This is a genomic window from Chryseobacterium sp. CP-77 (assembly GCF_036362765.1).
Classification (GTDB): Bacteria; Bacteroidota; Bacteroidia; order Flavobacteriales; family Weeksellaceae; genus Chryseobacterium; species Chryseobacterium cupriresistens.
This window is the reverse complement of sequence record NZ_CP143637.1, coordinates 2,065,769-2,086,668: the sequence shown is the minus strand read 5'-3', so window position 1 is coordinate 2,086,668 and position 20,900 is coordinate 2,065,769. Positions and strand designations below refer to the sequence as shown.

At 36.7% G+C, this 20,900-nt stretch carries 22 protein-coding genes and 1 riboswitch; of the genes, 10 read left to right on the top strand and 12 right to left on the bottom strand.

Features of this window, described 5'->3' with window-relative positions; translation table 11 throughout:
- The first annotated feature begins 42 nt into the window (after positions 1–42).
- The 4 genes from V0410_RS09300 to V0410_RS09285 are packed head-to-tail and all read left to right on the top strand — an operon-like array spanning position 43 to position 3,378.
- The gene (locus tag V0410_RS09300; RefSeq protein WP_330747251.1) at positions 43–786 is read left to right on the top strand and encodes a tetratricopeptide repeat protein; all 744 of its coding nucleotides are present in this window, start codon (positions 43–45) and stop codon (positions 784–786) included.
- Positions 786–2,525: a BatD family protein gene (locus V0410_RS09295; protein WP_330747250.1), complete on the top strand. Its 1,740-nt coding sequence runs from the start codon at positions 786–788 to the stop codon at positions 2,523–2,525. Before V0410_RS09300 ends, V0410_RS09295 begins: the two co-directional genes overlap by 1 nt.
- A 44-nt stretch (positions 2,526–2,569) precedes the next feature.
- Positions 2,570–3,172, top strand: coding sequence for a MarC family protein (locus tag V0410_RS09290; protein ID WP_062674416.1), 603 nt, complete (start codon positions 2,570–2,572; stop codon positions 3,170–3,172).
- 5 nt (positions 3,173–3,177) lie between these two features.
- Positions 3,178–3,378 (top strand): hypothetical protein, encoded by a 201-nt coding sequence (locus tag V0410_RS09285; RefSeq protein ID WP_110010130.1) that lies wholly within the window; start codon positions 3,178–3,180, stop codon positions 3,376–3,378.
- 315 nt (positions 3,379–3,693) lie between these two features.
- Here the strand turns inward: V0410_RS09285 and V0410_RS09280 are convergent, their stop codons facing one another.
- From V0410_RS09280 to V0410_RS09260, 5 genes are all read right to left on the bottom strand, one after another.
- Positions 3,694–4,662 carry a chorismate-binding protein gene (locus tag V0410_RS09280; RefSeq protein WP_330747249.1) on the bottom strand — a complete coding sequence of 323 codons (969 nt, stop codon included), beginning with the start codon at positions 4,660–4,662 and terminating at the stop codon, positions 3,694–3,696.
- Between the two features lie 152 nt (positions 4,663–4,814).
- A complete protein-coding gene (locus tag V0410_RS09275) occupies positions 4,815–5,243 on the bottom strand; it encodes a PaaI family thioesterase (RefSeq protein ID WP_002977570.1) in 429 nt (142 codons plus the stop codon).
- Between the two features lie 111 nt (positions 5,244–5,354).
- Positions 5,355–5,951, bottom strand: coding sequence for a 1-acyl-sn-glycerol-3-phosphate acyltransferase (locus V0410_RS09270; RefSeq protein ID WP_110010128.1), 597 nt, complete (start codon positions 5,949–5,951; stop codon positions 5,355–5,357).
- A 315-nt stretch (positions 5,952–6,266) separates the two neighbouring features.
- The gene (locus V0410_RS09265) at positions 6,267–7,988 is read right to left on the bottom strand and encodes a PspC domain-containing protein (RefSeq protein ID WP_330747248.1); all 1,722 of its coding nucleotides are present in this window, start codon (positions 7,986–7,988) and stop codon (positions 6,267–6,269) included.
- Between the two features lie 11 nt (positions 7,989–7,999).
- Positions 8,000–8,329: a PadR family transcriptional regulator gene (locus V0410_RS09260; RefSeq protein ID WP_002977573.1), complete on the bottom strand. Its 330-nt coding sequence runs from the start codon at positions 8,327–8,329 to the stop codon at positions 8,000–8,002.
- A 504-nt stretch (positions 8,330–8,833) separates the two neighbouring features.
- On the opposite strand from V0410_RS09260, the gene V0410_RS09255 reads away from it, so the two are divergent.
- Positions 8,834–9,532 carry an XAC2610-related protein gene (locus tag V0410_RS09255; RefSeq protein WP_330747247.1) on the top strand — a complete coding sequence of 233 codons (699 nt, stop codon included), beginning with the start codon at positions 8,834–8,836 and terminating at the stop codon, positions 9,530–9,532.
- A 1-nt stretch (position 9,533) separates the two neighbouring features.
- Complete coding sequence (locus V0410_RS09250) at positions 9,534–10,124, top strand: HD domain-containing protein (protein WP_137905730.1); 591 nt, start codon at positions 9,534–9,536, stop codon at positions 10,122–10,124.
- 57 nt (positions 10,125–10,181) lie between these two features.
- On the opposite strand, the gene V0410_RS09245 is transcribed toward V0410_RS09250, so the two are convergent.
- The 3 genes from V0410_RS09245 to V0410_RS09235 all read right to left on the bottom strand — a co-directional run bounded on the left by V0410_RS09245 (position 10,182) and on the right by V0410_RS09235 (position 12,389).
- A complete protein-coding gene (locus tag V0410_RS09245; RefSeq protein ID WP_002977578.1) occupies positions 10,182–10,565 on the bottom strand; it encodes an acyl-CoA thioesterase in 384 nt (127 codons plus the stop codon).
- Positions 10,566–10,681: 116 nt separating this feature from the next.
- Positions 10,682–10,862: riboswitch (cobalamin riboswitch) on the bottom strand.
- Positions 10,863–10,895: 33 nt separating this feature from the next.
- On the bottom strand, positions 10,896–11,696 hold the full coding sequence (locus V0410_RS09240; protein WP_110010123.1) for a hypothetical protein: 801 nt from the start codon (positions 11,694–11,696) through the stop codon (positions 10,896–10,898).
- 30 nt (positions 11,697–11,726) lie between these two features.
- Positions 11,727–12,389 carry an ATP-binding cassette domain-containing protein gene (locus V0410_RS09235; RefSeq protein WP_330747246.1) on the bottom strand — a complete coding sequence of 221 codons (663 nt, stop codon included), beginning with the start codon at positions 12,387–12,389 and terminating at the stop codon, positions 11,727–11,729.
- A gap of 412 nt (positions 12,390–12,801) precedes the next feature.
- On the opposite strand from V0410_RS09235, the gene V0410_RS09230 reads away from it, so the two are divergent.
- The gene (locus V0410_RS09230; RefSeq protein ID WP_330747245.1) at positions 12,802–13,890 is read left to right on the top strand and encodes a GEVED domain-containing protein; all 1,089 of its coding nucleotides are present in this window, start codon (positions 12,802–12,804) and stop codon (positions 13,888–13,890) included.
- 63 nt (positions 13,891–13,953) lie between these two features.
- On the opposite strand, the gene V0410_RS09225 is transcribed toward V0410_RS09230, so the two are convergent.
- Positions 13,954–16,101: an endonuclease MutS2 gene (locus tag V0410_RS09225; RefSeq protein ID WP_330747244.1), complete on the bottom strand. Its 2,148-nt coding sequence runs from the start codon at positions 16,099–16,101 to the stop codon at positions 13,954–13,956.
- A gap of 157 nt (positions 16,102–16,258) precedes the next feature.
- Here V0410_RS09225 and V0410_RS09220 point away from each other — a divergent pair, with 157 nt between their 5' ends.
- The 3 genes from V0410_RS09220 to V0410_RS09210 are packed head-to-tail and all read left to right on the top strand — an operon-like array spanning position 16,259 to position 18,508.
- Positions 16,259–16,786 (top strand): GNAT family N-acetyltransferase, encoded by a 528-nt coding sequence (locus tag V0410_RS09220; RefSeq protein WP_330747243.1) that lies wholly within the window; start codon positions 16,259–16,261, stop codon positions 16,784–16,786.
- A 39-nt stretch (positions 16,787–16,825) separates the two neighbouring features.
- Positions 16,826–17,830, top strand: a complete 1,005-nt coding sequence (locus V0410_RS09215; RefSeq protein ID WP_330747242.1) for an acyltransferase family protein — start codon at positions 16,826–16,828, stop codon at positions 17,828–17,830.
- Between the two features lie 36 nt (positions 17,831–17,866).
- A complete protein-coding gene (locus V0410_RS09210) occupies positions 17,867–18,508 on the top strand; it encodes a uracil-DNA glycosylase (RefSeq protein WP_227942919.1) in 642 nt (213 codons plus the stop codon).
- Here the strand turns inward: V0410_RS09210 and V0410_RS09205 are convergent.
- The 3 genes from V0410_RS09205 to V0410_RS09195 form a co-directional block, all read right to left on the bottom strand.
- Positions 18,495–19,004 (bottom strand): hypothetical protein, encoded by a 510-nt coding sequence (locus V0410_RS09205; protein ID WP_330747241.1) that lies wholly within the window; start codon positions 19,002–19,004, stop codon positions 18,495–18,497. The genes V0410_RS09210 and V0410_RS09205 overlap by 14 nt on opposite strands.
- A 16-nt stretch (positions 19,005–19,020) precedes the next feature.
- On the bottom strand, positions 19,021–19,512 hold the full coding sequence (locus V0410_RS09200; protein ID WP_330747240.1) for a DUF456 domain-containing protein: 492 nt from the start codon (positions 19,510–19,512) through the stop codon (positions 19,021–19,023).
- Positions 19,513–19,591: 79 nt separating this feature from the next.
- Entirely contained in the window at positions 19,592–20,779 is a 1,188-nt protein-coding gene (locus tag V0410_RS09195) for a carboxypeptidase-like regulatory domain-containing protein (RefSeq protein ID WP_330747239.1), read from the bottom strand.
- Positions 20,780–20,900: the final 121 nt, after the last annotated feature.

Below are 20,900 nucleotides of genomic sequence, written 5' to 3'. Positions count from 1 at the left end.
AAACTCTGTTTCTTAACATATAAAGGAATAATTTTGCAAGTGATGAATACTAAAATCATATTTTTATCGTTTATTGTTGCCATTTCGTTCTCAGGCCTGATGTTTGGGCAGGAAAGCTATAAGAATTTAGTGTATGAAGGCAATCAGAAATTTGACGGTAAAGATTATGAAGGTGCCTCTTCAAAATATATGGAAGCGATAAGATCCAATGATAAAGATTTTACCGCTCACTATAACATGGGGAATGCATTGTATAAAAGTAAAAAATACGAAGAAGCAAAGGCTGAGTTTGAAAAAGCAGAAAAACTTTCACAGACACTGCCTGATAAAGCAGCTGCTCTTCATAATTTGGGGAATGCTTATATGCAGATGAATCAGCCGGAAAAAGCGGCCGACTATTATAAAAAAGCTTTGAAGCAGGACCCCCACAGCGAGGTAACCAGAAAAAATTATGAGATTGCCAAACTGAAAGAGAAAGAAAAACAACAGCAAAAAAAGGAACAAAATAACTCAGGAAAAGGTGGCGGCGGAAATGATCAGAACAAAGGGGATGATCAGAAAGGCGACAAAGACAAAAAACAGGATCAGGGTAACGGCCCGCAAAACGAAGGTAAAAGTGACCAGGGTGACAATCCTAAGCAGAATCAAAATAATGAAGGCAGAATGCCCAAGAATCTTGAAAATGCGATCTTAGATAAAATAAACGAAAAAGAAAAAGAAACCGCCAGAAGAATTTTAAACAAAAATTCTTATTCGATGCCTGAAAGCAACGAGAAAGATTGGTGATGCAGCATAAATTGATTTACATATTGCTAACGCTGGCATCCGTAATTACTTACGGACAGGTAAATCTATCTATGGATGCAGATAAAACCGAATATGCAGGTAAGGATATCATCAACCTGACCATCGTTCTTGAACTTAACGGTAGTGATCTTGTACAGCAGACAGGTTTCCAGCTTCCGGATCTTTCAAAATTTAATATTATAGGAAGCGGCTCTGTTACGAATACCGTGATTGATCCTGCTACCAATACTTTAATTACCCAGAAAGTTTCCAGAATTGCGCTTGAACCAAAGAAAAAGGGAAAAATAAAAATTGGTTCCGTTCTCGTTACCGTCAACAACAGAATTTATAAAACAGAACCTTTTGATGTCAATATCCGTGATATTGTCGACAGAAGATCTCTGGCCACAAATACTTCCAATGATGTTTATCTGAACATGGAAATTGATGATCGGGATGTCTATCAGGATCAGCCTACTGTAGCTGTTCTGAGAGTGTATTCAAGAAATATGGATAACCTGAGAAAGGTGAAAAATATCCACCTTCCGCAGCAGGACAATATCAACGTGCATCCTATTAATTTTAATAAGTCTGAGATAGATCCGTCCGGATATGGAAATATGCCTTCGCAGGTTCTGGCCATGTTTATGGTTTTTCCTAATGAAGCAGGATATGTAGAAGTTCCCGGAGTATCTGCTTCAGTAAGTACCTATTCCAATAAAACAAAAATTGTTTCCAATAAAGTCAGAATCAACGTAAGAAAGCTTCCTGAAGGAGCTCCAGAATGCTTTAAAAATGCTGTTGGAAACTTTAATGTAAACGTATACAATGCTTCCAAAGAAAAACCGGAAGCCAAAAAGCCTCTGAATGTAGTGGTGAAAGTTTCAGGTGAGGGTAATTTACCTGATATGGAACTTCCTAAGATTGCCGCCTCTCCGGATTATGAAGTTTTTGCCCCGAAAATTACCTCAAAAGTTGCTCCGGGAACTTCCGGAATGAAAGGTGAAATCCTGGCTAATTATTTGATTATTCCTAAAAAATCAGGAGTAATTTCAATTAAAACGGAACAATTTGCTTTCTTTGATCCTGAAAGCAAAGAATACGTAGATCTTGGACAGAAAACACTGGATCTGAATGCATTTTCCCACGACCAGATTTTGGAAGCACGTTCTACAGTGGAGAAAGTAAATGAATATACCAATAACCTTTTGGAGACGGTAAATACTCCGGTATTAAAAACCACTTCTTTTAAAGTAAAAGAAAAGAGCAAATTCCACTGGAATATTCTTCTGACCAATATTGCTATTCTGATCAGCTTATTTGTTGCGTATCTGCTATTTAAAAATTGGCAAAAAAAACGTACATTAGTTAGGGAAACTGTACCTTCAAAACCTTTAGGTTCAGTGGCCGAAACGGAAAAGGAGATCAGAGAATTGATGAAAACAGATATCAATGATTATTTTGGATATCTGGAAAACCTTAAAGATAACGGAGAGTATGAAAAGTTCTTTGCAACTCTGGAAGAACTGGATGAGGAAGTAAGAAGCCAGTATTTCCAAGGCTCTACTCCTGAGTTTAAGACTTTTCTTGAAAAACACAAGGGTTCTTCAGTTGCAGATGAATACAGCAGACTGCAGCAGAAAGTTCAGATGGAAAAATACAATCCTGTGAAATCTGCTGAAGCTTTGGAAGAACTTTTGAAAACTATTGTTAATTTATATTCACAAATTAGCAAATAGTCAGTTTATTTTCATATTTTTGCGAAATTTTTAATTACAAAGAGATGGAAATTTTTGATGGTTTTTCTTTTAAAGAGATTGTTACCAGCTTTATGGTTCTTTTTGCCGTTATCGATATCATCGGCTCAGTTCCTATTATCGTAAGCCTTCAGCAGAAGTTCGGACAGATTGAAGCCGGAAAGGCTGCCATTACTGCCGGAGCAATTATGATCGTTTTCCTGTTCGTAGGAAATAAGATTCTGAAGCTTATCGGAGTTGATGTAAATTCCTTTGCCATTGCCGGAGCTTTTGTGATTTTTGTCATAGCCCTGGAAATGATTTTAGGAATTGAAATCAATAAAACCACTGAAGCAAAGGCTGCATCCATTGTACCCATCGCATTTCCGCTGGTTGCAGGAGCTGGAACCCTAACAACCGCACTGTCTCTGCGAGCTGAATTTCATGATATTAATATTATCTGTGGAATCATTCTTAATACAATTTTCGTATATTTGGTGCTGAAATCAGCGAAATGGCTGGAGAAGAAAATTGGGGATGCTACTTTGATGATCCTTCAGAAAGTTTTCGGAATTATCCTTTTGGCAATTTCAATTAAATTATTCACCGCAAATTTTGCTCAACTCGTGCAAAATTATATTAATTTTTAAGAGTCATGAAGAAGTTTTATAAAGTATTTTTAGTACTGTTTATCGTATTCATCGCCATCAATCTTTATGCTATCAACTGGCAAGCGACAGATATCCTTGGAGATGAAGATAACATCAAGTTTGTATTCTCTGCTGGCGCTGCTGCCATAGGCCTTATCCTGCTTTTTGTAATGGATACCTGGAGCAGAATCGGTGTAAAGAAATAAATTGACTATTTCAATATAGATATAGACCTCTTTCTTTTGAAGGAGGTTTTTGTTTTTTAGGTAGCAGCGATTAGGAATAAGGGATTAGAAATTAGGTGTCTTAAATGCAATATTGGTTTTTATATTCAATAGGAACGGGCTTTAGCCCGTTCAAAAGAAGGAAATATATTCCATTGGCTTTAGCCAAAACTTATAATTATCGCAATATTCTCGCTTAGGTTTTTATGAATGGTCATGAACTCGTTTTTACTCAGTAAAAAAATGCGCGCAAACATCCGTGAAAATCTGCGGAATCTGTGGGGAAATCTAAAAATATCAGGAAATAACCAGGTTTTTCAATATCGCTTCAGACTTCAGTTCTGTTTCTCTCCATTCCTTTTCCGGATCACTTTGAGCTGTTATTCCGCCTCCTACAAAAACATGTACCGAGTCTTTATAAAGTCTTGCGCAACGCAGATTGACAAAGTACAGAATACTCTCATCCGTTTCAACCTTGATATAACCCGCATAAAATTCACGGGGAAATTTCTCATATTTACGGATATTTTCGTTACAAAAATCTTTTGGAATACCGCAGACTGCAGGAGTAGGGTGCAGATCTTTGATAATTTTATCAAGATCTTCAGGTTGTATACTCGTTTTAAAATCTGTTCGTAAATGTTTGATATTACCGGAAATATGATCATAGGTTTCCGATTGTTCTACATGGTCAGAATAGTTTTTAAGAATATCCTCAATGTAAGCAGTAACCGGCTTTTGTTCTTCAATCTCTTTTTCAGACCATTCCTCAGACACAGGAAGAGTTCCGGCAAGAGCCATGGTTTCAAATTCGTGAGTCGTTTTATTAAACTTCCCTAATACTTCTGAGAAAGCTCCCATCCATGCATTTTTTCCATCATTAAACAGATATCTGAAAGCATTGGGGTAAGTATCACATACATTTTTGAAGCTCTTTTTATAATCGATGGAACTAAAGTCTTTGAAAATCTTTCTTCTGGAATAAACCAGCTTTGGCAGGTGATTTTCTTTAATTACTTCGATCACTTTCTGTAATGTTTCGCAGTATTCTTCTTTTGTTTCGGCAGAAGAATTTGTAGAATCACTGATCAGGTTTTCGTTGGTAACAGAAATATGGGCAAATTCAACAGCATCTATTTCACGAATTCCTCCGCTGAAGCTGATTTGATCTAGGCCGTTATAAGAAAAAAAGTTGACAGCATTTTTTGTATTATTTTCATCAGCAGACAGGAGTCTCTCGTCAAAAGGAAGTTTGAAATAAATCATGAGTTATGAAAGATTTTGAAAAATCATCATGGAATACATAGAAATTCCCGTTGTGATTTTCCTTTTTACAAAGGTATTACTAGTCTTAAAGATGTCAAAATAAAAAGAGCTTAAATTTAATTTAAGCTCTTTATTTTTTATGTTGCTGCAACTTATCTGTGAATAATATTATTCGTCATTGTAGTATGATTAATCAAAACGCCTTTTTCATCACGGATTTCAATTTCAGAGACATGCATGGTTTTGCCTTTTCTGATAAAACGTGCGGTAGCGGTTACAATACCATCTTTTTTACTTCTTAAATGATTGGAGTTGATGTTGGTTCCCACTCCATAATATTTTTCACCATCGATAAAAATATTCGACAGGCTTGACCCTAATGTTTCCGCTAAAACGCAGCTGGCTCCTCCATGCATGATGCCAAACGGCTGGTGGGTTCTTGGGAGAACAGGCATTGTGGCTGTAAGGGTTTCATTTTCCAGATCAATATCGATGAATTTGATTTCAAGTGTTTTAGCAAGAGTTACGTCTCCCCAGTTATTGATGAATGCTAATATTTCTTCTTTTGTCTGACCTTTCATTTTAATAGTTGATAAATGATGATTAATTTTGCTTCTAGCTTCTAGCTTCTAGCTTCTAGCTTCTAGCTTCTAGCTTCTAGCTTCTAGCTTCTAGCTTCTAGCTTCTAGCTTCTAGCTTCTAGCTTCCAGCTCGGTTCCCATAATATTGGGATTCCAGTTGGCCGGAACTTTTGGAACAATGTCATTTTTTACATAATAGTCCTGGATTTCCTGCATGATTTCTGAAAAAGGTACTGAGGCTATTCTTTCATAAGGAATGGTGTAACCCAGGTACACAATTTTTCTTTTAAAATCCCCTGCTGCCAGAACGATAGGAACTTTTGCTGCCAAAGCCATGTGATAGAATCCTTTTCTCCATTTCGGTACCCAGCTTCTGGTTCCTTCCGGAGTAATAACAAGACTGAAATCTTCCTTTGAAAACTGGTTGGCCACGAAATTCACAAGGTCGTTTTTCTGGCTTCTGTCGATTCCGATACCTCCAAGTCCTTTTACGATACTTCCATACCAGGCTTTGGTATGTGCATCTTTGATGATAATTTTTAAAGGTTTTTCCAAGGACCAGTAGGCGAAATTTCCTAAAATGTACTCCATATTATGGGTATGCGGTGCAACCACAAGGATACACCTGTTCAGGTTGTTGACATCACCCTGCAGGACGACCTTCCAACCTAATAATTTTAACATTGCTTTGCCTAATAGCTTTTTCATAGATTTCCCGGATTAAAAACAAAAAAGTATAACCAAACTTTGGTTATACTTTACAAATATATTGAAATATTATCGCTCTTAAAACAAACCGCTAATTAAATCTACGATTTTCATTACGAATTCCATTGCAAATTGTATCATGATAAGGCTGCGTTTTTGATTGGTTGGTTATTAAATTTTAGCTTTACGAAATTAAAACTTTTTTTTCACATAAGAAACTAAATGGAGCTTTATTTTCACTTTTCTGAGAGAAGAAGGGTGTGAATTTCAAACGGTTGCCATCCACCCACACCTTCTACCACTCTCTGAAGTTAATTATTTAGTTTGTATGGAAATTTCGTTTTTTCCGTCTTTGATTTTGATGTCCATATCTTTATTTGATTTTTTAATATTGGACACTGCAGAATCAATTACTTTCTTTGCCTGATTGTTCGGAACTTTTTTACCGTTTACAATGATGCTGTCTTTGTCGTCAGAGTTGTACTCAATGCTGGAACCGTTTACCGTGATTTTATTTTTTTCGATTCTGACACCGTTGCTGTCTTCATCACTGTCCTGATCATTATCATTGATTCCGTCTCCGTCTAAGTCTCCATCCATGTTGATACGGTCTTTTTTCATCGATATAACCACCATTTTCTGAGGAACTACAAGTTCATAATCAAGGCTGTAATCTCTGAATCTGTGCTCATATGGATACTTGATGTAGTTCGGAAGTAATACTTTATTGTTTACCACTTCTACAGGAACTGTAAGCTGGATAGGGAAGTTATACCCTTTTCCTTCTTTTTTGATGATCAGATACGGTGTTTTGATGTCCGGTTTTCTGGTTACATCTACAGAAATATAATCTTCTTCATACACTGATTTTTTATCAGAATAAATATCATTGTCATACGCTTTGAAGCTCTGAGGGATGTTGATCTGTTTTATATCTACATAAACAGTATCTGAAGTAGTATTGATGGCAACATTCTCTACATCTTCCTTACTTCCTCTGTAGATCATATCTTTCTTAGCCATGCTGATACCGAAGTAAGTTCCAAGTCCGATCAGAAGAAGGAATAAACCTCCTACAACCCATCCGATATTTCTCAGTTTTGTTTTCGGAGAGAATATTTTGATGCTTAACAAGCTGAAAAGGATTGCCGGAATTAAACTTCCGATCACCATCATCGCAGCCAGTACTTTATCCAATCCCTGATCATCCATATAGAATCTGATTTCATTAGCTCCCGGGAAGTCTGTGTCCATTGCGAAAAGGGCAAATAATACAAACACTCCGATAATGCTGCTTACAGCCATCAATACGAAGAATCCTCCTACAATATACTTAAATACATTCCAGATTCCGCTTCCTGCATTGTTGATGTACGGCTTGTTTTCGTTATAGATTTCTCCGACCCTCTGAGTAGATTCATTGGCAAACTGTACCAATTTATTAGACTCATTCTTAAGATTATCGAAGTTCATAGGCTTTCCCTGCATTTTCAGGAAATCTGCTGCTGTTTCAGCTTTTGGAAGTACGATCCAAAGGATTACATATAGAAGACCTATTAATGAAGAAGAAATGGCTGCTGTAAAAATTCCTAATACGAAAATTCCCAGCCAGATTGCTCTCATGGTAGTAATATCCATTCCTACGTACTGAGCTAAGCCTGCGCAGACTCCGGCAACTTTTTGTTTTTCCGGATCACGGAACAGCTGCTTTTTATCGGTATAATGAGTTCCTGAATTATAGTTTCTGGCAGATGTTTTTTCAGAATAATACGCTTCTTCCTGCTCTTCGATTTTTTCAGGGCTTCCGATCTGTGCGATTACCCTTTCTACATCGGTATCGTTGATCACTTCACGTTTTCCTAAAGAATCTTTGAAAATTTCCACCATTCTTATTTCTATGTCATGCATTACTTCATCAGCCTCAGAAGCATCCAGAGAGCTTCTCAGTGCGTTCAGGTAATCGCTGAGCTTTATATATGCGTGTTCTTCTATGGTAAAAGAAAAACCTGCGAGTCCTATTGAGAGTGTCTTGTTCATAGCTTTGTTTTTTAATTTTGTTGGGTGATTTGGTTTACTGAGGCTGTCAGTTCATTCCATGTATTGAGAAGTTCATCCAGGAAAAGTTTTCCTTTTTCTGTGATCTGATAATATTTTCTGGGTGGTCCTCCGGTAGATTCTTCCCATCTGTAAGAGAGAAATTCTCCGTTTTTAAGTCTTGTAAGAAGAGGGTAGAGGGTCCCTTCCACTACATCCAGTTTTCCTTTTTTCAGTTCATCAATAAGATCAGAAACATACATTTCTCGGTTATTGATGAGACTTAGAATACAGAATTCCAGAATTCCTTTTCGCATTTGCGCTTTGGTATTTTCGGTATTCATCTTTGATAAGTTTTGTTAATTAGTTATATTTTTAGAAAAATGCCCCTAGCTAGCTGAGCCTATTCTAATTTTACATTACAAAGATATGTAAATAAAATGGTATTATGCAATACAAAGTAGTGAAATTTTTAAAATAAATTATTTAAAACATTGATAATCAGATAAATAATTTTTATCATCAATTTTGAGTCAAACGGATTTTAGAAGAAAATGTCTGAGAATTTTTAAATTTTTACATAGAATTTTGAAAATTGGAGAGAAAAAATGATCTTTTATCACTTATCACTCATGTTCTAGCCCCGATAGCAGCGGTTACCCCACAGCAGCCCCGGCTTTAGGCAGGCGCGAGGAGTATGAGCGGATAGCGGGAGAAAGCTTGTTATCTGTGAATACTGTTTTATAGGAGGGAAATTCTGACAGATAATGAGACATGGATTTTGAGATCGGTATTATGATTCGTATTTTTGTTAGAAATAAAAAAACATCCAAATCATTCCTATTACCATGACTATTTTAAATAAGTACAGGCACTTATCAGTATTTCTTTTGGGGCCGCTCTGTTTCGGGCAGTATCAGTTTGAAATTAAAAATGTATCAAAAAACTATGATGCAGTCATTCAGACAGAAAACTGTTACGATGACAGATGTGGAGGAAAAGGAACGGTGGAACTGTTTGACCATAAAAACAGCAAAGTACAGACTTTTGTTTCTGATGATCTTGTTGTATATGCGGAACAAGGCCAAAAACCGGTTCGCGGGAAATTGATTCCGCTTTCAAAGGATCAGCGTAGTGTAATTGTAGATGATTTTAATTTTGACGGTACCGAAGATGTAGCGATAAGAAACGGAAATATGGGAAATTACAGTTCGGCTTCTTATGATGTTTATGTATTCAATACTACAAAAATGGCATTTGTAAAAAGTGAAGAACTTACAGACCTTGGCTCAAACGGTTTTGATTTTTTTGAAACAGATGCTAAACGGAAGCGTCTTATTTCCTATGGTAAGTCCGGTTGTTGCAGGATTTTTACAACAGAATATGCCGTTATTCCGAACAAAGGACTGGATAGAGTACTGGAAAAAGAGGAAGATATGACCAATGAGGATCAGGTAAAGGTCATAACGAAAGAAAAGATCAATAATAAATGGATTACCAGAACAAAGGTATATCCGGCAGATCAATATAACAGAAATAAAAAGTAAGATGAAAATTCAGAAAGAGATAGATTTTATTCTGGCAGTAGATGCGCTTAAAAATGTACAACGAAGAAATTATAATGCAGACGATTCCCGGAGAGAGAATACGGCTGAACATTCCTGGCAGATCATTATTCTTGCCCAGATCCTTTATCCATATGCTAAAAACCGAGCTGATATTGATTTGTTAAGGGTGATAAGAATGCTTTCCATTCATGATCTTGTGGAAATAGAAGCCGGAGACACCTTTATTTTTGATGAAAAAGCTATGGTCGGAAAGTTTGAAAGAGAGAAAGCTTCAGCCCAAAAGATCTTTGGAATTCTGGATGAGCCTTTACGTACAGAATTTTTTAACCTGTGGCTGGAGTTTGAAGAAGAGAAAACTCCGGATGCTATTTTTGCCTGTGGAATCGATAGAATTATGCCGTTTATTTTAAATTCCCATACTACAGGAAAGAGCTGGACAGAAGCCGGAGTGACGGAAAGACAGATCCGGAATATGCTTGAAAATGCAATCAGCAGAGCATCAGACGAAATGGGAGAGGCTTTTGAGCTTTTACTGAACAGAAGTCTGGAAACAGAAAAGGTATTGAAATAATGTCAATGGAAATATTTAAAGCTTCGGGCGGCCTTTGGCCGCCCGAAACTTTATTATTTATAGTATCTGGATTGGTTTCTTGAATTCGTCGATGGCTACAAAAGTAAAATCACCTACAATAGCTTTTTCTCTTTCATAGGAGTACATCTGCTCAGTGTAAATCTCAACATTTACTTTCATACTGGTTTTTCCCACGTAGGAAACTTTCCCGATCAGTTCCACAATAGTTCCGGCAGGAATAGGTTTTTTGAAATCGATTTTATCACTGCTCACGGTTACCACTCTTTTTCTGGCAAAACGGGTTGCGGTGATAAAAGCTACTTCATCCATCAGCTGCATCGCAGTACCTCCAAAAAGGGTATCGTAATGATTGGTTGTGTTAGGGAAAACCGCTTTAAAGATTCTGGTTTCGGATGCTTCAATTCTTTCTTCTGTAGTCATATATCATTATTAATTAAAGCGAAATGAAAGGATACTAAAACAACAGAATAATGACAGGAACTTATAGAACTCCTGAAACAATCCATCAGATCAATACAACTTCAAATCGCGAAAGTTACATGTTTAAGAAAAAGGCAGGTCTCCTGACTTGTAACATCATTTATCTCCTTCCCATGCCTCGCACAGTGGATCTTTGATAAAGACTTCAGTTACTTTACAGTTGCGCGACAGTCCGTGATTTTCACACGGTTCCCTTTTAATCTGCAGTGATGCAGAACCAATTTCTGTGATGAATAAGCGTAAAACTTTTCGAATGCAAAAATAATGAATTTATTCCGGATTATGATAAATAATCTGGCTGATTACTCTTCCCTTCTTAATTGTCCAGAGTGTTGTATATCTGTTTTCTCCTGAACCATTGATCATATAAAGGAAAATATTATCATTGTCGAGAGAAGTTACCCCGATGTTCTCAAAATCCATGGTAGGCTGGAACATGTTTTTGATGGCTTCCCTTACAAAAACAGAGCCTCTTCCGGGCTGCTGCACTCTGATGGATTTGATTTCGGTCATTCCTTCAGGAAGATCATTTCCAATTCCCCATGGTTTTACTTTATCAATCGTAAGAATTTTTCCATCTGCATCTTTTTCCTTTTTACGGTATCCTGCATTAGACGGATAAATATCAATCACCACTTTGCTTCTTTGGGCAGTAGGAATCTTAGGATCAGAATTGTCTGTGAAAATCAGGGATCTTCCGTTTTTAGATCTGGATGGAGTATAGGCAGGAAGCTGGTCTACATAGGCAATACGCCCTTTATTCACCATTCCTTCTTTATCAAGAGTTTCATAACGCACAAAAGGTTTGTCGTCATCCTGTTTCTCAGGATATTTAATCCATATCCATTCCGTTTCTCCGGGAGCTGGCTTTACATAAACGAATACATCGCCTTTACGCATACGGATCTTGTCTACAATTTTTCGATAATCGTCTTTATGTACGCGTACGTTGGCATATCCTTCTTCAGCTTTTACCACTCCAAAAGGAACTTTAGTCTGCCCTTTTACAAAAGCAATAGATAAAATACTGAATGCGGATAAATAGAATGCTTTATTTATGAAAGTCATCATGAAAATTTTTTGATCCCTCAAATATATAAATTAAATGCTTTTCGGAAGATAATTATACCGTTGCAGTTCTTTTAAATCTTGTATTTGTTTCAGATAGCCTTCACGCAGAAGAAATATTTGGTGTGAAATATCAAGAACTTCCTGATAATTATGATCAGAAATAATGAATCCCTTATACGCAGACTGTTCAATGATTGCAGCTTTCAATGCTGCAGAAATTTTCGGAGAAAGACTATGGAAAGGTTCGTCCAGTAAAACAAAATCAGCTTCAGAATAAATGATCATTAAAGCTTCAATGACTCTCTGCTCACCTCTGGAAAGATTTTTAGGTTTTTCTGACAAAAAAGGACGGATCAGATCTGAAGTCAATAATAGATCTGTATTTTTCTTATTGCAAAAAAGAGGAATTAAGGTTTTAATGGTATTGTACTTCGGTAAGAAAATATCCTGTGGCAGGTAAGCAATTCTGTTTTTTCTGTCGGAAATACTTTTCAGAACTTTGTCATTGTATCTTATAAACTGGGTATCACTACTGACAGTCCCAAAAATAATTTTTAATAATGTTGATTTTCCAGCACCATTTCTGCCCAGAATTCCCATAATCTTTCCGGTTTCACATCCTAAATAAATATCCCGCAGGATATTATTATCTTTAAAAGACTTGGTTATGCTGTCAATATGAAGCTTACTCATAAAATTCCTGTTATTATTTTGACAATCACACAGACAGATACTGTGAATCCCCAAAGGAAACTTCTGGAAAACCCTGAATTGGCATAAAAGTAATATTCGTTTTTAAATCTGAGTTCATATATAAAATAATGAAGGACAGGAGATATTAAAAGAAAACTCAATCCAAAGTTCTCAATATTGAAAGAGGATAAACAAGAAGCTAATAAAGAAAATATCAAGGTGGGAATTATTATTTTTTTATAAAAAATCCAGAGAGTAGAAATACTTTTGAACATATATTAAAGCATAGAGTTTCTGTGTGTTTTACACTTTATTGTCAAAAATATTAAAAAATACAATGCTATATGGAGAAAGTATAAGCTATATTTGAAAAAATACCCTATTTTTCAAGGAAATTTTAAAACTAATAAACATGACCCAAAAACTACTTTTTGTATTCTCTTTTATGTTGGGAATATCCAGCTTTCAGGCAACCCACAAAATAGATGAAGAATCCCAATCTTTATTTTTCTGTGATACCAATGCTCCAACAGGGCTTCACATGTCGGATATAACGCTTACAACGGGAACAGTTACCTGGACTGCAGATCCCAATACACCCAATAACAGGATCAGATATAGAATACCGGGAACTACTACATGGATGGCAGCGGATGTTGCCCCAGGACAAAACTTTTTCACAATTACAGGTTTGCAACCTTGTACAACGTATGAAGTACAGGTAGTGAAAGTGTGTACGACACAGGGATTATGGTCTAATCCTATATTTTTTACCACTACCATTAATTATTGTGCAAGTGCTTCTACGGATACCACGATGATGCATATTTCCAATGTGACCGTAAATTCTACAGGAGTTAACACACCAATGGTAAGTGACTCCGGACCTTCCGATTATACAGATTACAGAAGTGACCTAAGCCGTAGAGTTAAATTTTTTATAGGAAGTACAGGAAATAAGCTTTCAGTAACCAATACCTGGACGGGAACTCCAGGCACAACAACAGTAACGGCGTGGATTGATCTTAATGCCAACGGAATTTTTGAATCCAACGAAAGAGTGATGGTAGCCAATAATGTTACTCAGGTTGCTCCGGCTGTATCTGTGTTTACGATTCCAAGTCTGGCAGCAGTGACACTATGCGGCGTTACTATGAGAGTTATTTCCAGTCAAACAATACCTTTAGATGCCTGCAGTACATTTACCTATGGGGAAGTTGAAGATTATGGAGTAGATTTAATCAATCTCACCCTTGGAGTGGAAGACTCAGGAAGGTCTGTAAAAACTGAAATTTATCCTAATCCCACATATGATATTTTAAATATCTCCGGAATTTCAGAAGCCGCCGATTATGAAATTTATAATATAGCAGGACAGAAAATTGACGAAGGAAAAATTTCAAAACACCTTGTAAACCTTAACCATTTATCAAAAGGAGTTTATTTTATCCAGCTGAAAGATAAAGAAAAGGTAACCCGATTAAAATTCATTAAAAAATAATAAAAAAGAGAGAGCTCTGAAAAGTGCTCTCTCTGTATTTGCGTTAATTTGATTTCTTATTCATTAAATTCTCTCAAGTTCATCCGCATCAATCGTGGTTTTGAAAGTTCCGTAATTGACAATCACTTTGTTTCTGGAAATTTTCTCAATGGTTCCTACACTGGTACTTCCTGTAATACGGACACGTTGTCCGATTTTCATCCATACAGCACGATCGGTTTTACGCTTTTCTTCCAGTTTTTCATTGGTTTCAGCAATTTTTTCAATCACTTCTTCTTTTTTCAGCTGTTGAGTGATTTTTCTCTTAACAACCTGAAGGCGTTTGGATTCATCCTTATCTGTTCCCAGTTTTCTGAATTTTTCCTGTTCAAGAAGCTTTACAAAATCTTTTACCACATCCTTTCTGGATTTTCCTTTGGTATAGCTGTCGATGAATGCCTCAATCTTATTTCCGAACTGAAGTTTGCGGTGTTCCTCTTCATACAGCTTCTGGAAATTGAAAAGTTTCTGCTGAAGCTGGTCATTCAGTTTCTGAAGGTTATCACGTTTATCTTCTACGGATTCTTTTCTTTCGGCAAGATCGGATTTCAGTTTCTCAACCTCAAATTTTTCCTGCTGCAGTTTTACAATCGTCTTATCAAGATTCACAATATCATGCTCTACCTTTTTCTTAGCCGAATGGATGATAAATCTTGGAATTTTATTCTTTTCTGCAACCTCAAAAGTAAATGAACTTCCTGCCTGTCCCACTTCCAGCTTATACATCGGTTCCAGTGTTTCTTCATTGAAAAGCATGGCTGCATTCTGGGCGTTGGGAAGCTGTTCTATTACCAGTTTAATATTGGTATAGTGCGTTGTGATAATGGCAAAACTCTTTTTATCATAGAAAAACTCCATGAAACTTTCTGCCAGCGCACCTCCAAGCTCCGGATCAGAACCTGTACCGAACTCATCAATAAGCAAAAGCGTATTGGCGTCTGCTTCACGGATGATTCCTGACATTTTCTTCAATCTCGATGAATAGGTTGATAAGTGGTTTTCAATAGATTGGTTATCGCCAATATCCGTCATAATTTTCTCAAAGAAAAACATTTCAGATTTAGGGTGAACCGGAACCAGAATACCACTCTGAATCATCAGCTGTAATAATCCTACCGTTTTCAGGGTAATTGACTTTCCACCGGCATTCGGACCGGAAATACAGATAATCCTGTTATGTTCTGTTAAGGTAAGTGTCTGAGGGTGAATGGTTTTGTTCTCTACTTTGTTTCTTAACCATAAAAGAGGATGATAAGCATCTTTTAATCTCAGCGTTTTATGATGATTAATTTTCGGAAGAACGCCGTTAATCAGTTCACCAAATTTCGCTTTAGCTCTCGTAAGATCAAGGTCAAAAATATACACCTGATATCTCCACAGCTGAGGCTGAAATTCCGCCAGTTCTGCTGTAAGCTTACGGAGAACTTTATCAATTTCTTTTTTCTCTTCCTCTTCATTCTCACGGAGTTTGAAATAGTGCTTTACAACACTGTCCGGCTGAATATATGTGATGGAGCCTGTTTTGGAAATTCCTAATGTTCTTCCGGCAACCCTTTTTTTGAATCCTGACTTTACTGCCAGAACCCTCTGGTCGTCAATAATCGTTTCCCGGATATCATCCAGAAAGTCACTCTGTCCGTACGTGGTAAGCGCGCGGTTGAAATTTTCCTGGATTGCTTTTTTTGCAAGCTGAATTTCGGTTCTTATCCCTTTGAGAGCTGGAGAAGCTTCGTTTTTTACTTCACCAAAACGGTTAAAAACCTTATCTACCTTCTCAATGATCTCTTTTCTGAATTCCAGTACAGAAACTTCGTCCAATAAAGTAGGAAACGTTTCCGGCATGGTTGGGAAGAATTTCTGAAGTCTTCCGATCTGTTCCGTGATGGTTTTTATTTTGATGAAAGCAGCATTTTCCAGACGGTAGTTCTCGATCAGCATCAATTTCAGCTCACTTTCAATATCTTCATACTCATCAAACGGAATCGCATTTGAACTTTCAAAACTCGACAGATATTCTGACGTTTTTTTTAATGAAAGTTCCGCCTCGTCAATTTCCATCGGACGAAGTTGAAGAATTTTTTCTCTTGTTTTCGGAGAATACGCAAATGGGGAGATTTCCGCGAGCAATTGCGGAAACTCTAATTCGTCTAAATCTTCTTTATCTATATACACAGTGCAAATTTAGTGAGAATTTTGATTATTACGTATATCTGAGAGATTTACAGAATAAATTACCTTTAAATTTGATGATTTTAGTGTTATGTTTTATTGAAAATTTTTAAATATCGAAAAAATGTTTTCTTAAACGTTCTTTTATTACATTTGAGATATGAAACTTGAAACCCAAAGAATAGTACTGAGAGATATCAACGAAAGCCACGTTGATGATATTTTGCGAATCAGAAGCAATGAGGTGATCAATCGGTTCGTTATAAGGAAATCTCCTGAAAATAATTACGATGCGCTCCAGTTTATTCTGACGATTAAAGAAAATACTAAAAATAACCAAACCATCTATCTGGGAATTTCTTTAAAAGATCAGCCGGAAATTATCGGAACAATTTGTCTCTGGAATTTTTCTGAAGACCGTAAAACAGCGGAAGTCGGTTATGAATTACTACCCGAATACCACAGGCAGGGAATTATGTCTGAAGCTTTGAAGGCCGTTTTGGATTTTGGATTTAACGAACTGCATTTGCAGGAAATTGTAGCCATTACCAACAAATTCAATGAAAGCTCAAAAGGACTTCTTTTAAAACATCATTTCATTTTGCAGGAAGGAAAGCAGGATGAAGGTTTTCCGGATAATATTATTTTCAGACTGCAAAAAGCCTCTCGCAGCTCTTATGAGATCTAGCCGGTTTTTCTCTATCTTTATTGCCGATTGAAAGTACATATGAAAAATGAAGTAAAATCTTTAACGGGGCTTAGAGGAGTTGTTGCATTATGGGTAGCTTTTTTTCATTTTAGTTTTTTCAGGAACGAATTTATTCAGGATATAGTAGGAAAAGGATATGTAGCGGTGGATATCTTTTTTGTATTAAGCGCTTTTTTACTGACGGTTTCCTATTCCGGAAAGTTGAAGGATTTGAACTACAAAGGAGTTGAGGTTTTTTATAAAAAAAGAATCAACAGGATTTATCCTGTGTATATTGTATCAGTTATTTTTATTGCATTGTTTTTAGTGAAGACTTCTGTAGCAGGATTTCTCATTAATGCTTCCTTATTACAATGTTTTTTTAATCCGGATTATCTGTTGAATGTTGTCTACTGGTCGCTGAGCACAGAATGGATTTGCTATCTGATATTCCCCTTTATGTTATGGTTTGTTCTGCAGTATAAAATACGGAGCGAAATTTTAATTATTACCAGTTTGGTTTTGAGGTTTTCACTTCCTTATATTCCCGGCCATTTATATATAGGTTCTGAGCATCCCATGGAAGTAGGAGAATCACCAAGATACCTTGATCTTCCATACGGCCTTGTTTCTCTTCTAAGGACAATTTCTTCTTATTTTCTTGGTATTGGGGCTGCCCTTTTACCACAATTTAAAATGAAGAAAGAAAATCTGATCATGTATATCATTCTCATATTATTTGCATCCATGTTGTTTGTAGAAAAAGGATTATTGTTTATTCCTTTGCTATCAGCATTGATGATCAAATACCTTTATGAAGGAAAGTCAAATCACCTAAAAGCATTTTTAGAAACCAAAGTCATTTATTTATTGGGAAATATCTCTTACTCATTATATATTATCCATTATATGGTGAAGAAACAGGATTTTGTTATTGTGAATAATTATCATCTTAATAATTTATTGTTAATCTCTTTTTCATTATTGCTGTCTTACTTTTCCTATATGCTGATTGAAAGAAAAGTGAAGATATTTAAGGTATAATGGAAGCCCTTATTTTAATATTATTATTTTTGCACTATGACCTGGACAGAAATTTTAGCCCCGATAAAAAGTACGGAATACTTTACAACCCTTTGGGAGAAAGTGAAGAATGAATATGCAACAACCAAAGTTTTTCCACCAAAAAATCAGATCTTCAGAGCATTGGAACTTACTGCTTTTGATGATGTTGAAGTTGTGATTATTGGGCAGGATCCTTACCATAATGATTATCAGGCGAATGGTTTATGCTTTTCTGTTTCCGAACAGGTTGCCGCACCGCCATCCCTTAAAAATATTTTTATTGAGTTAAAAGATGATCTGGGCGTAGTAAGAACTTCCAAAGAACTTGATGATTGGGGAAGACAGGGCGTTTTACTGTTGAATGCTACCTTAACGGTTCGTGCTCATTCACCCAATTCCCATAAAGACCTTGGCTGGGAAAAATTCACCAACTTTATTATTAAGGAGATTTCAGATAAAAAAGAGAATGTAGTGTTTGTATTGTGGGGCGCTTTTGCACAAAAAAAAGCCGAACTCATAGATCCGGCTAAACATTTTATTCTGAAATCGGCACACCCTTCACCTTTTTCTGTGCACAGAGGTTTTTTTGGAAGCAAGCCTTTCTCAAAAATTAATGAATATCTTGTTTCCAAAGGGAAGAAGCCTATTTCGTGGTAGAATCAGCTGATGGTTCAGCTTTTTTTATTGTAATTCCGATTTTATATTTTCCGGCTAGTGCTTTTGTCCCGTCCTGTGATTTCGGATACGGAGCAATATCCTGTAATGTAATAGTGTAACCATTAAATTCTGCCGACTGGTGGTAATTTCTTGCCGGAAAATCTCCGCTGGCAAGGTTCAGAATCATCGGCCGGGTAGAAGTTCCCATCACTTCCACCTGAGCAAGAGCAACGCCCGCCCAGATACAATTGACTCCTTCAGGACAACGGCTGTCTTCAGAAACCCCTTTGAATGTCACATTCATCTGGTATTCTCTTAAAAACTTATTCTCGCCTTCACTCAGGTAGATAATACCATCTTTCTGATTATCAGGACTTGTTGATTTTGTGCCTGTAGACATTTCAGGGGATTTTGTATTAATTCTGGATTTCTTTTGGGCATCGCATCCTGTTAATGCAAATATTCCCAGACTGAGTATGATAACTTTATGGAACATAGTTTCTTATATTTAATTAAATGACGTTGAACATATCAAGTAATACTACCAAAAACATTGCCACTCCTACCACAAAGCTGAATCCGGTTCCGTAAATGAATCCAATCAGTGCTCCTTTGGTAGATTGTAAAGCCTTATTCATATCCTTACTGTCGTGAAGTAATTCACCAATAAATACCCCTGCAAACATTCCTATCAGAAAACCTAATGGAATCGGAATAAATATCCCGACAATAGTTCCGATAACAGAACCAATGCTTCCCCAACGGGTGCCTCCGTATTTTCTGTTGGTCTTTGCCGGAATCACGTAGCTTAGCACTACAGAAGCTGCCGTAAGAATTCCGAAGGCCCAGATATAAATCATCGGAAGATCCGCATCTGTCCCGAATTTATAGATCAACAGTCCGCAGATACTCAGCAAAAGACCGGGCAATACCGGAAGAAAAGTTCCTAATATTCCTATAAATAATAAAATAAGGCATAAAATATTAATAATAGTTGTATCCATTCTTTTAAAAATTAAAGATGCAATATAAAAAAAGTGGCCTTATAAAAAGCCACTTTGAGAACTGAGTTATAAAATTTTATTACAAATTTAAGATTACGTATTCCAGAATCGGTCCTGCCTTACCGATATTTCCGCTTGCGTGGTTATGGAAGGTAGTATAGTAGATATTTCCGCTGGTAGAATTTCCTGTGCAGGATCCCATGGTATCTCCATGTGCCTGGTGGGCGTTCCAGGCATTCTGGTTGATGGTAATGGTGATGTTATTTCCACTGGCTGTGTGATGGCAGATGGTGATGTGGTTGTTGTTCAGAGAAGTTCCTACAGGAGTCTGTGGGGCAGAAGGATTGGTATAATGTCCTGTTCTTATCATCAGCGGTTCATTGCCTTTCTTTACGAGAACATCCCAGAATGAAGGATCATAGTTTTGAATTTTTTCCCATGCGCCCATATCATATTGAATGTCCAGGGTATTAAATCCTAATGCAGTTGCCAAGGCCGTGTTTGAAACGTTACAGCCCATATAAGTGGTGGCTGTGCCCGTATCCTGCAGACAAAGAAGGTTATCATTGATAAAACCTCCCGGAGCATTACAGTTTTCAGTATTGGTATTTCCTCCAACCAGATAAGCCGAAGCCCAGTCTGAGCTGTAAAGGCTTCCACCATTGGTTACAAAAGTAGAAAGATTGGAATATACAGTGTTGTCATTGCTCGGCATTGAAGTTCCTGTTTGGGCGTAAGTACGGGATCCGCAGTTCAGAAAGATAATGTCATACTGGGAAATCGTATTGATATTTTTTAAATCCTGATACGTAATTTCAGTGGCAGTATATCCGAGAGAAGTTATAATGGCTTCAATTTCATCATAGCTTCCTTTTATATAAGCCATTTTTGCTATCTGATCCAATTTTGAATCTGTGGCAGCTACAGTCACTGTTTCATCTTTCTTAATGGTAAGAGGAAGTTCTGTTCTGAAATTTTTACCGTCACCTGTCTGAATGTGAAGGGTTGTCTTGCCTTCAGGAGCTGTTAAGCTGAAACTTCCGTCAGCATTGGAATAGGTATGGTAAATATTGCTTTGGCTGTCAGTAGTAAATACAAGAGCTCCTCCAATAGGTTGGGTCCCGTTTTTTGCCAATACTCTGCCTTCCACTGTTCCTGTGGATATTACTTTAGTGGGATTTTCTTCGGGAGTAGCAGAGTCGTCTCCTTTACAATTAGCTAAGAGCAGTAGGCTGCATAGCATGATCAACAGGTAGTTTTGTTTCATATTTAATTGATTTTGATGGGTTTAGTTTTAATCAAATTTAAAAAAATTTTAATATTAATACATTAAAATTGAAATTTATTTTAATTTTTTTTACTTAAATGTGTTATTTGTGGTTTATTTT

Coding starts and splice junctions, on each gene's coding strand:
- V0410_RS09250 (WP_137905730.1), top strand. CDS start 9,534: ATGAAAATTCAGAAAGAGATAGATTTTATTCTGGCAGTAGATGCGCTT.
- V0410_RS09290 (WP_062674416.1), top strand. CDS start 2,570: ATGGAAATTTTTGATGGTTTTTCTTTTAAAGAGATTGTTACCAGCTTT.
- V0410_RS09205 (WP_330747241.1), bottom strand. CDS start 19,004: ATGTTCCATAAAGTTATCATACTCAGTCTGGGAATATTTGCATTAACA.
- V0410_RS09230 (WP_330747245.1), top strand. CDS start 12,802: ATGACCCAAAAACTACTTTTTGTATTCTCTTTTATGTTGGGAATATCC.
- V0410_RS09260 (WP_002977573.1), bottom strand. CDS start 8,329: ATGAATACCGAAAATACCAAAGCGCAAATGCGAAAAGGAATTCTGGAA.
- V0410_RS09200 (WP_330747240.1), bottom strand. CDS start 19,512: ATGGATACAACTATTATTAATATTTTATGCCTTATTTTATTATTTATA.
- V0410_RS09300 (WP_330747251.1), top strand. CDS start 43: ATGAATACTAAAATCATATTTTTATCGTTTATTGTTGCCATTTCGTTC.
- V0410_RS09295 (WP_330747250.1), top strand. CDS start 786: ATGCAGCATAAATTGATTTACATATTGCTAACGCTGGCATCCGTAATT.
- V0410_RS09280 (WP_330747249.1), bottom strand. CDS start 4,662: ATGATTTATTTCAAACTTCCTTTTGACGAGAGACTCCTGTCTGCTGAT.
- V0410_RS09275 (WP_002977570.1), bottom strand. CDS start 5,243: ATGAAAGGTCAGACAAAAGAAGAAATATTAGCATTCATCAATAACTGG.
- V0410_RS09215 (WP_330747242.1), top strand. CDS start 16,826: ATGAAAAATGAAGTAAAATCTTTAACGGGGCTTAGAGGAGTTGTTGCA.
- V0410_RS09220 (WP_330747243.1), top strand. CDS start 16,259: ATGAAACTTGAAACCCAAAGAATAGTACTGAGAGATATCAACGAAAGC.
- V0410_RS09285 (WP_110010130.1), top strand. CDS start 3,178: ATGAAGAAGTTTTATAAAGTATTTTTAGTACTGTTTATCGTATTCATC.
- V0410_RS09245 (WP_002977578.1), bottom strand. CDS start 10,565: ATGACTACAGAAGAAAGAATTGAAGCATCCGAAACCAGAATCTTTAAA.
- V0410_RS09265 (WP_330747248.1), bottom strand. CDS start 7,988: ATGAACAAGACACTCTCAATAGGACTCGCAGGTTTTTCTTTTACCATA.
- V0410_RS09235 (WP_330747246.1), bottom strand. CDS start 12,389: ATGAGTAAGCTTCATATTGACAGCATAACCAAGTCTTTTAAAGATAAT.
- V0410_RS09210 (WP_227942919.1), top strand. CDS start 17,867: ATGACCTGGACAGAAATTTTAGCCCCGATAAAAAGTACGGAATACTTT.
- V0410_RS09195 (WP_330747239.1), bottom strand. CDS start 20,779: ATGAAACAAAACTACCTGTTGATCATGCTATGCAGCCTACTGCTCTTA.
- V0410_RS09270 (WP_110010128.1), bottom strand. CDS start 5,951: ATGAAAAAGCTATTAGGCAAAGCAATGTTAAAATTATTAGGTTGGAAG.
- V0410_RS09255 (WP_330747247.1), top strand. CDS start 8,834: ATGACTATTTTAAATAAGTACAGGCACTTATCAGTATTTCTTTTGGGG.
- V0410_RS09240 (WP_110010123.1), bottom strand. CDS start 11,696: ATGATGACTTTCATAAATAAAGCATTCTATTTATCCGCATTCAGTATT.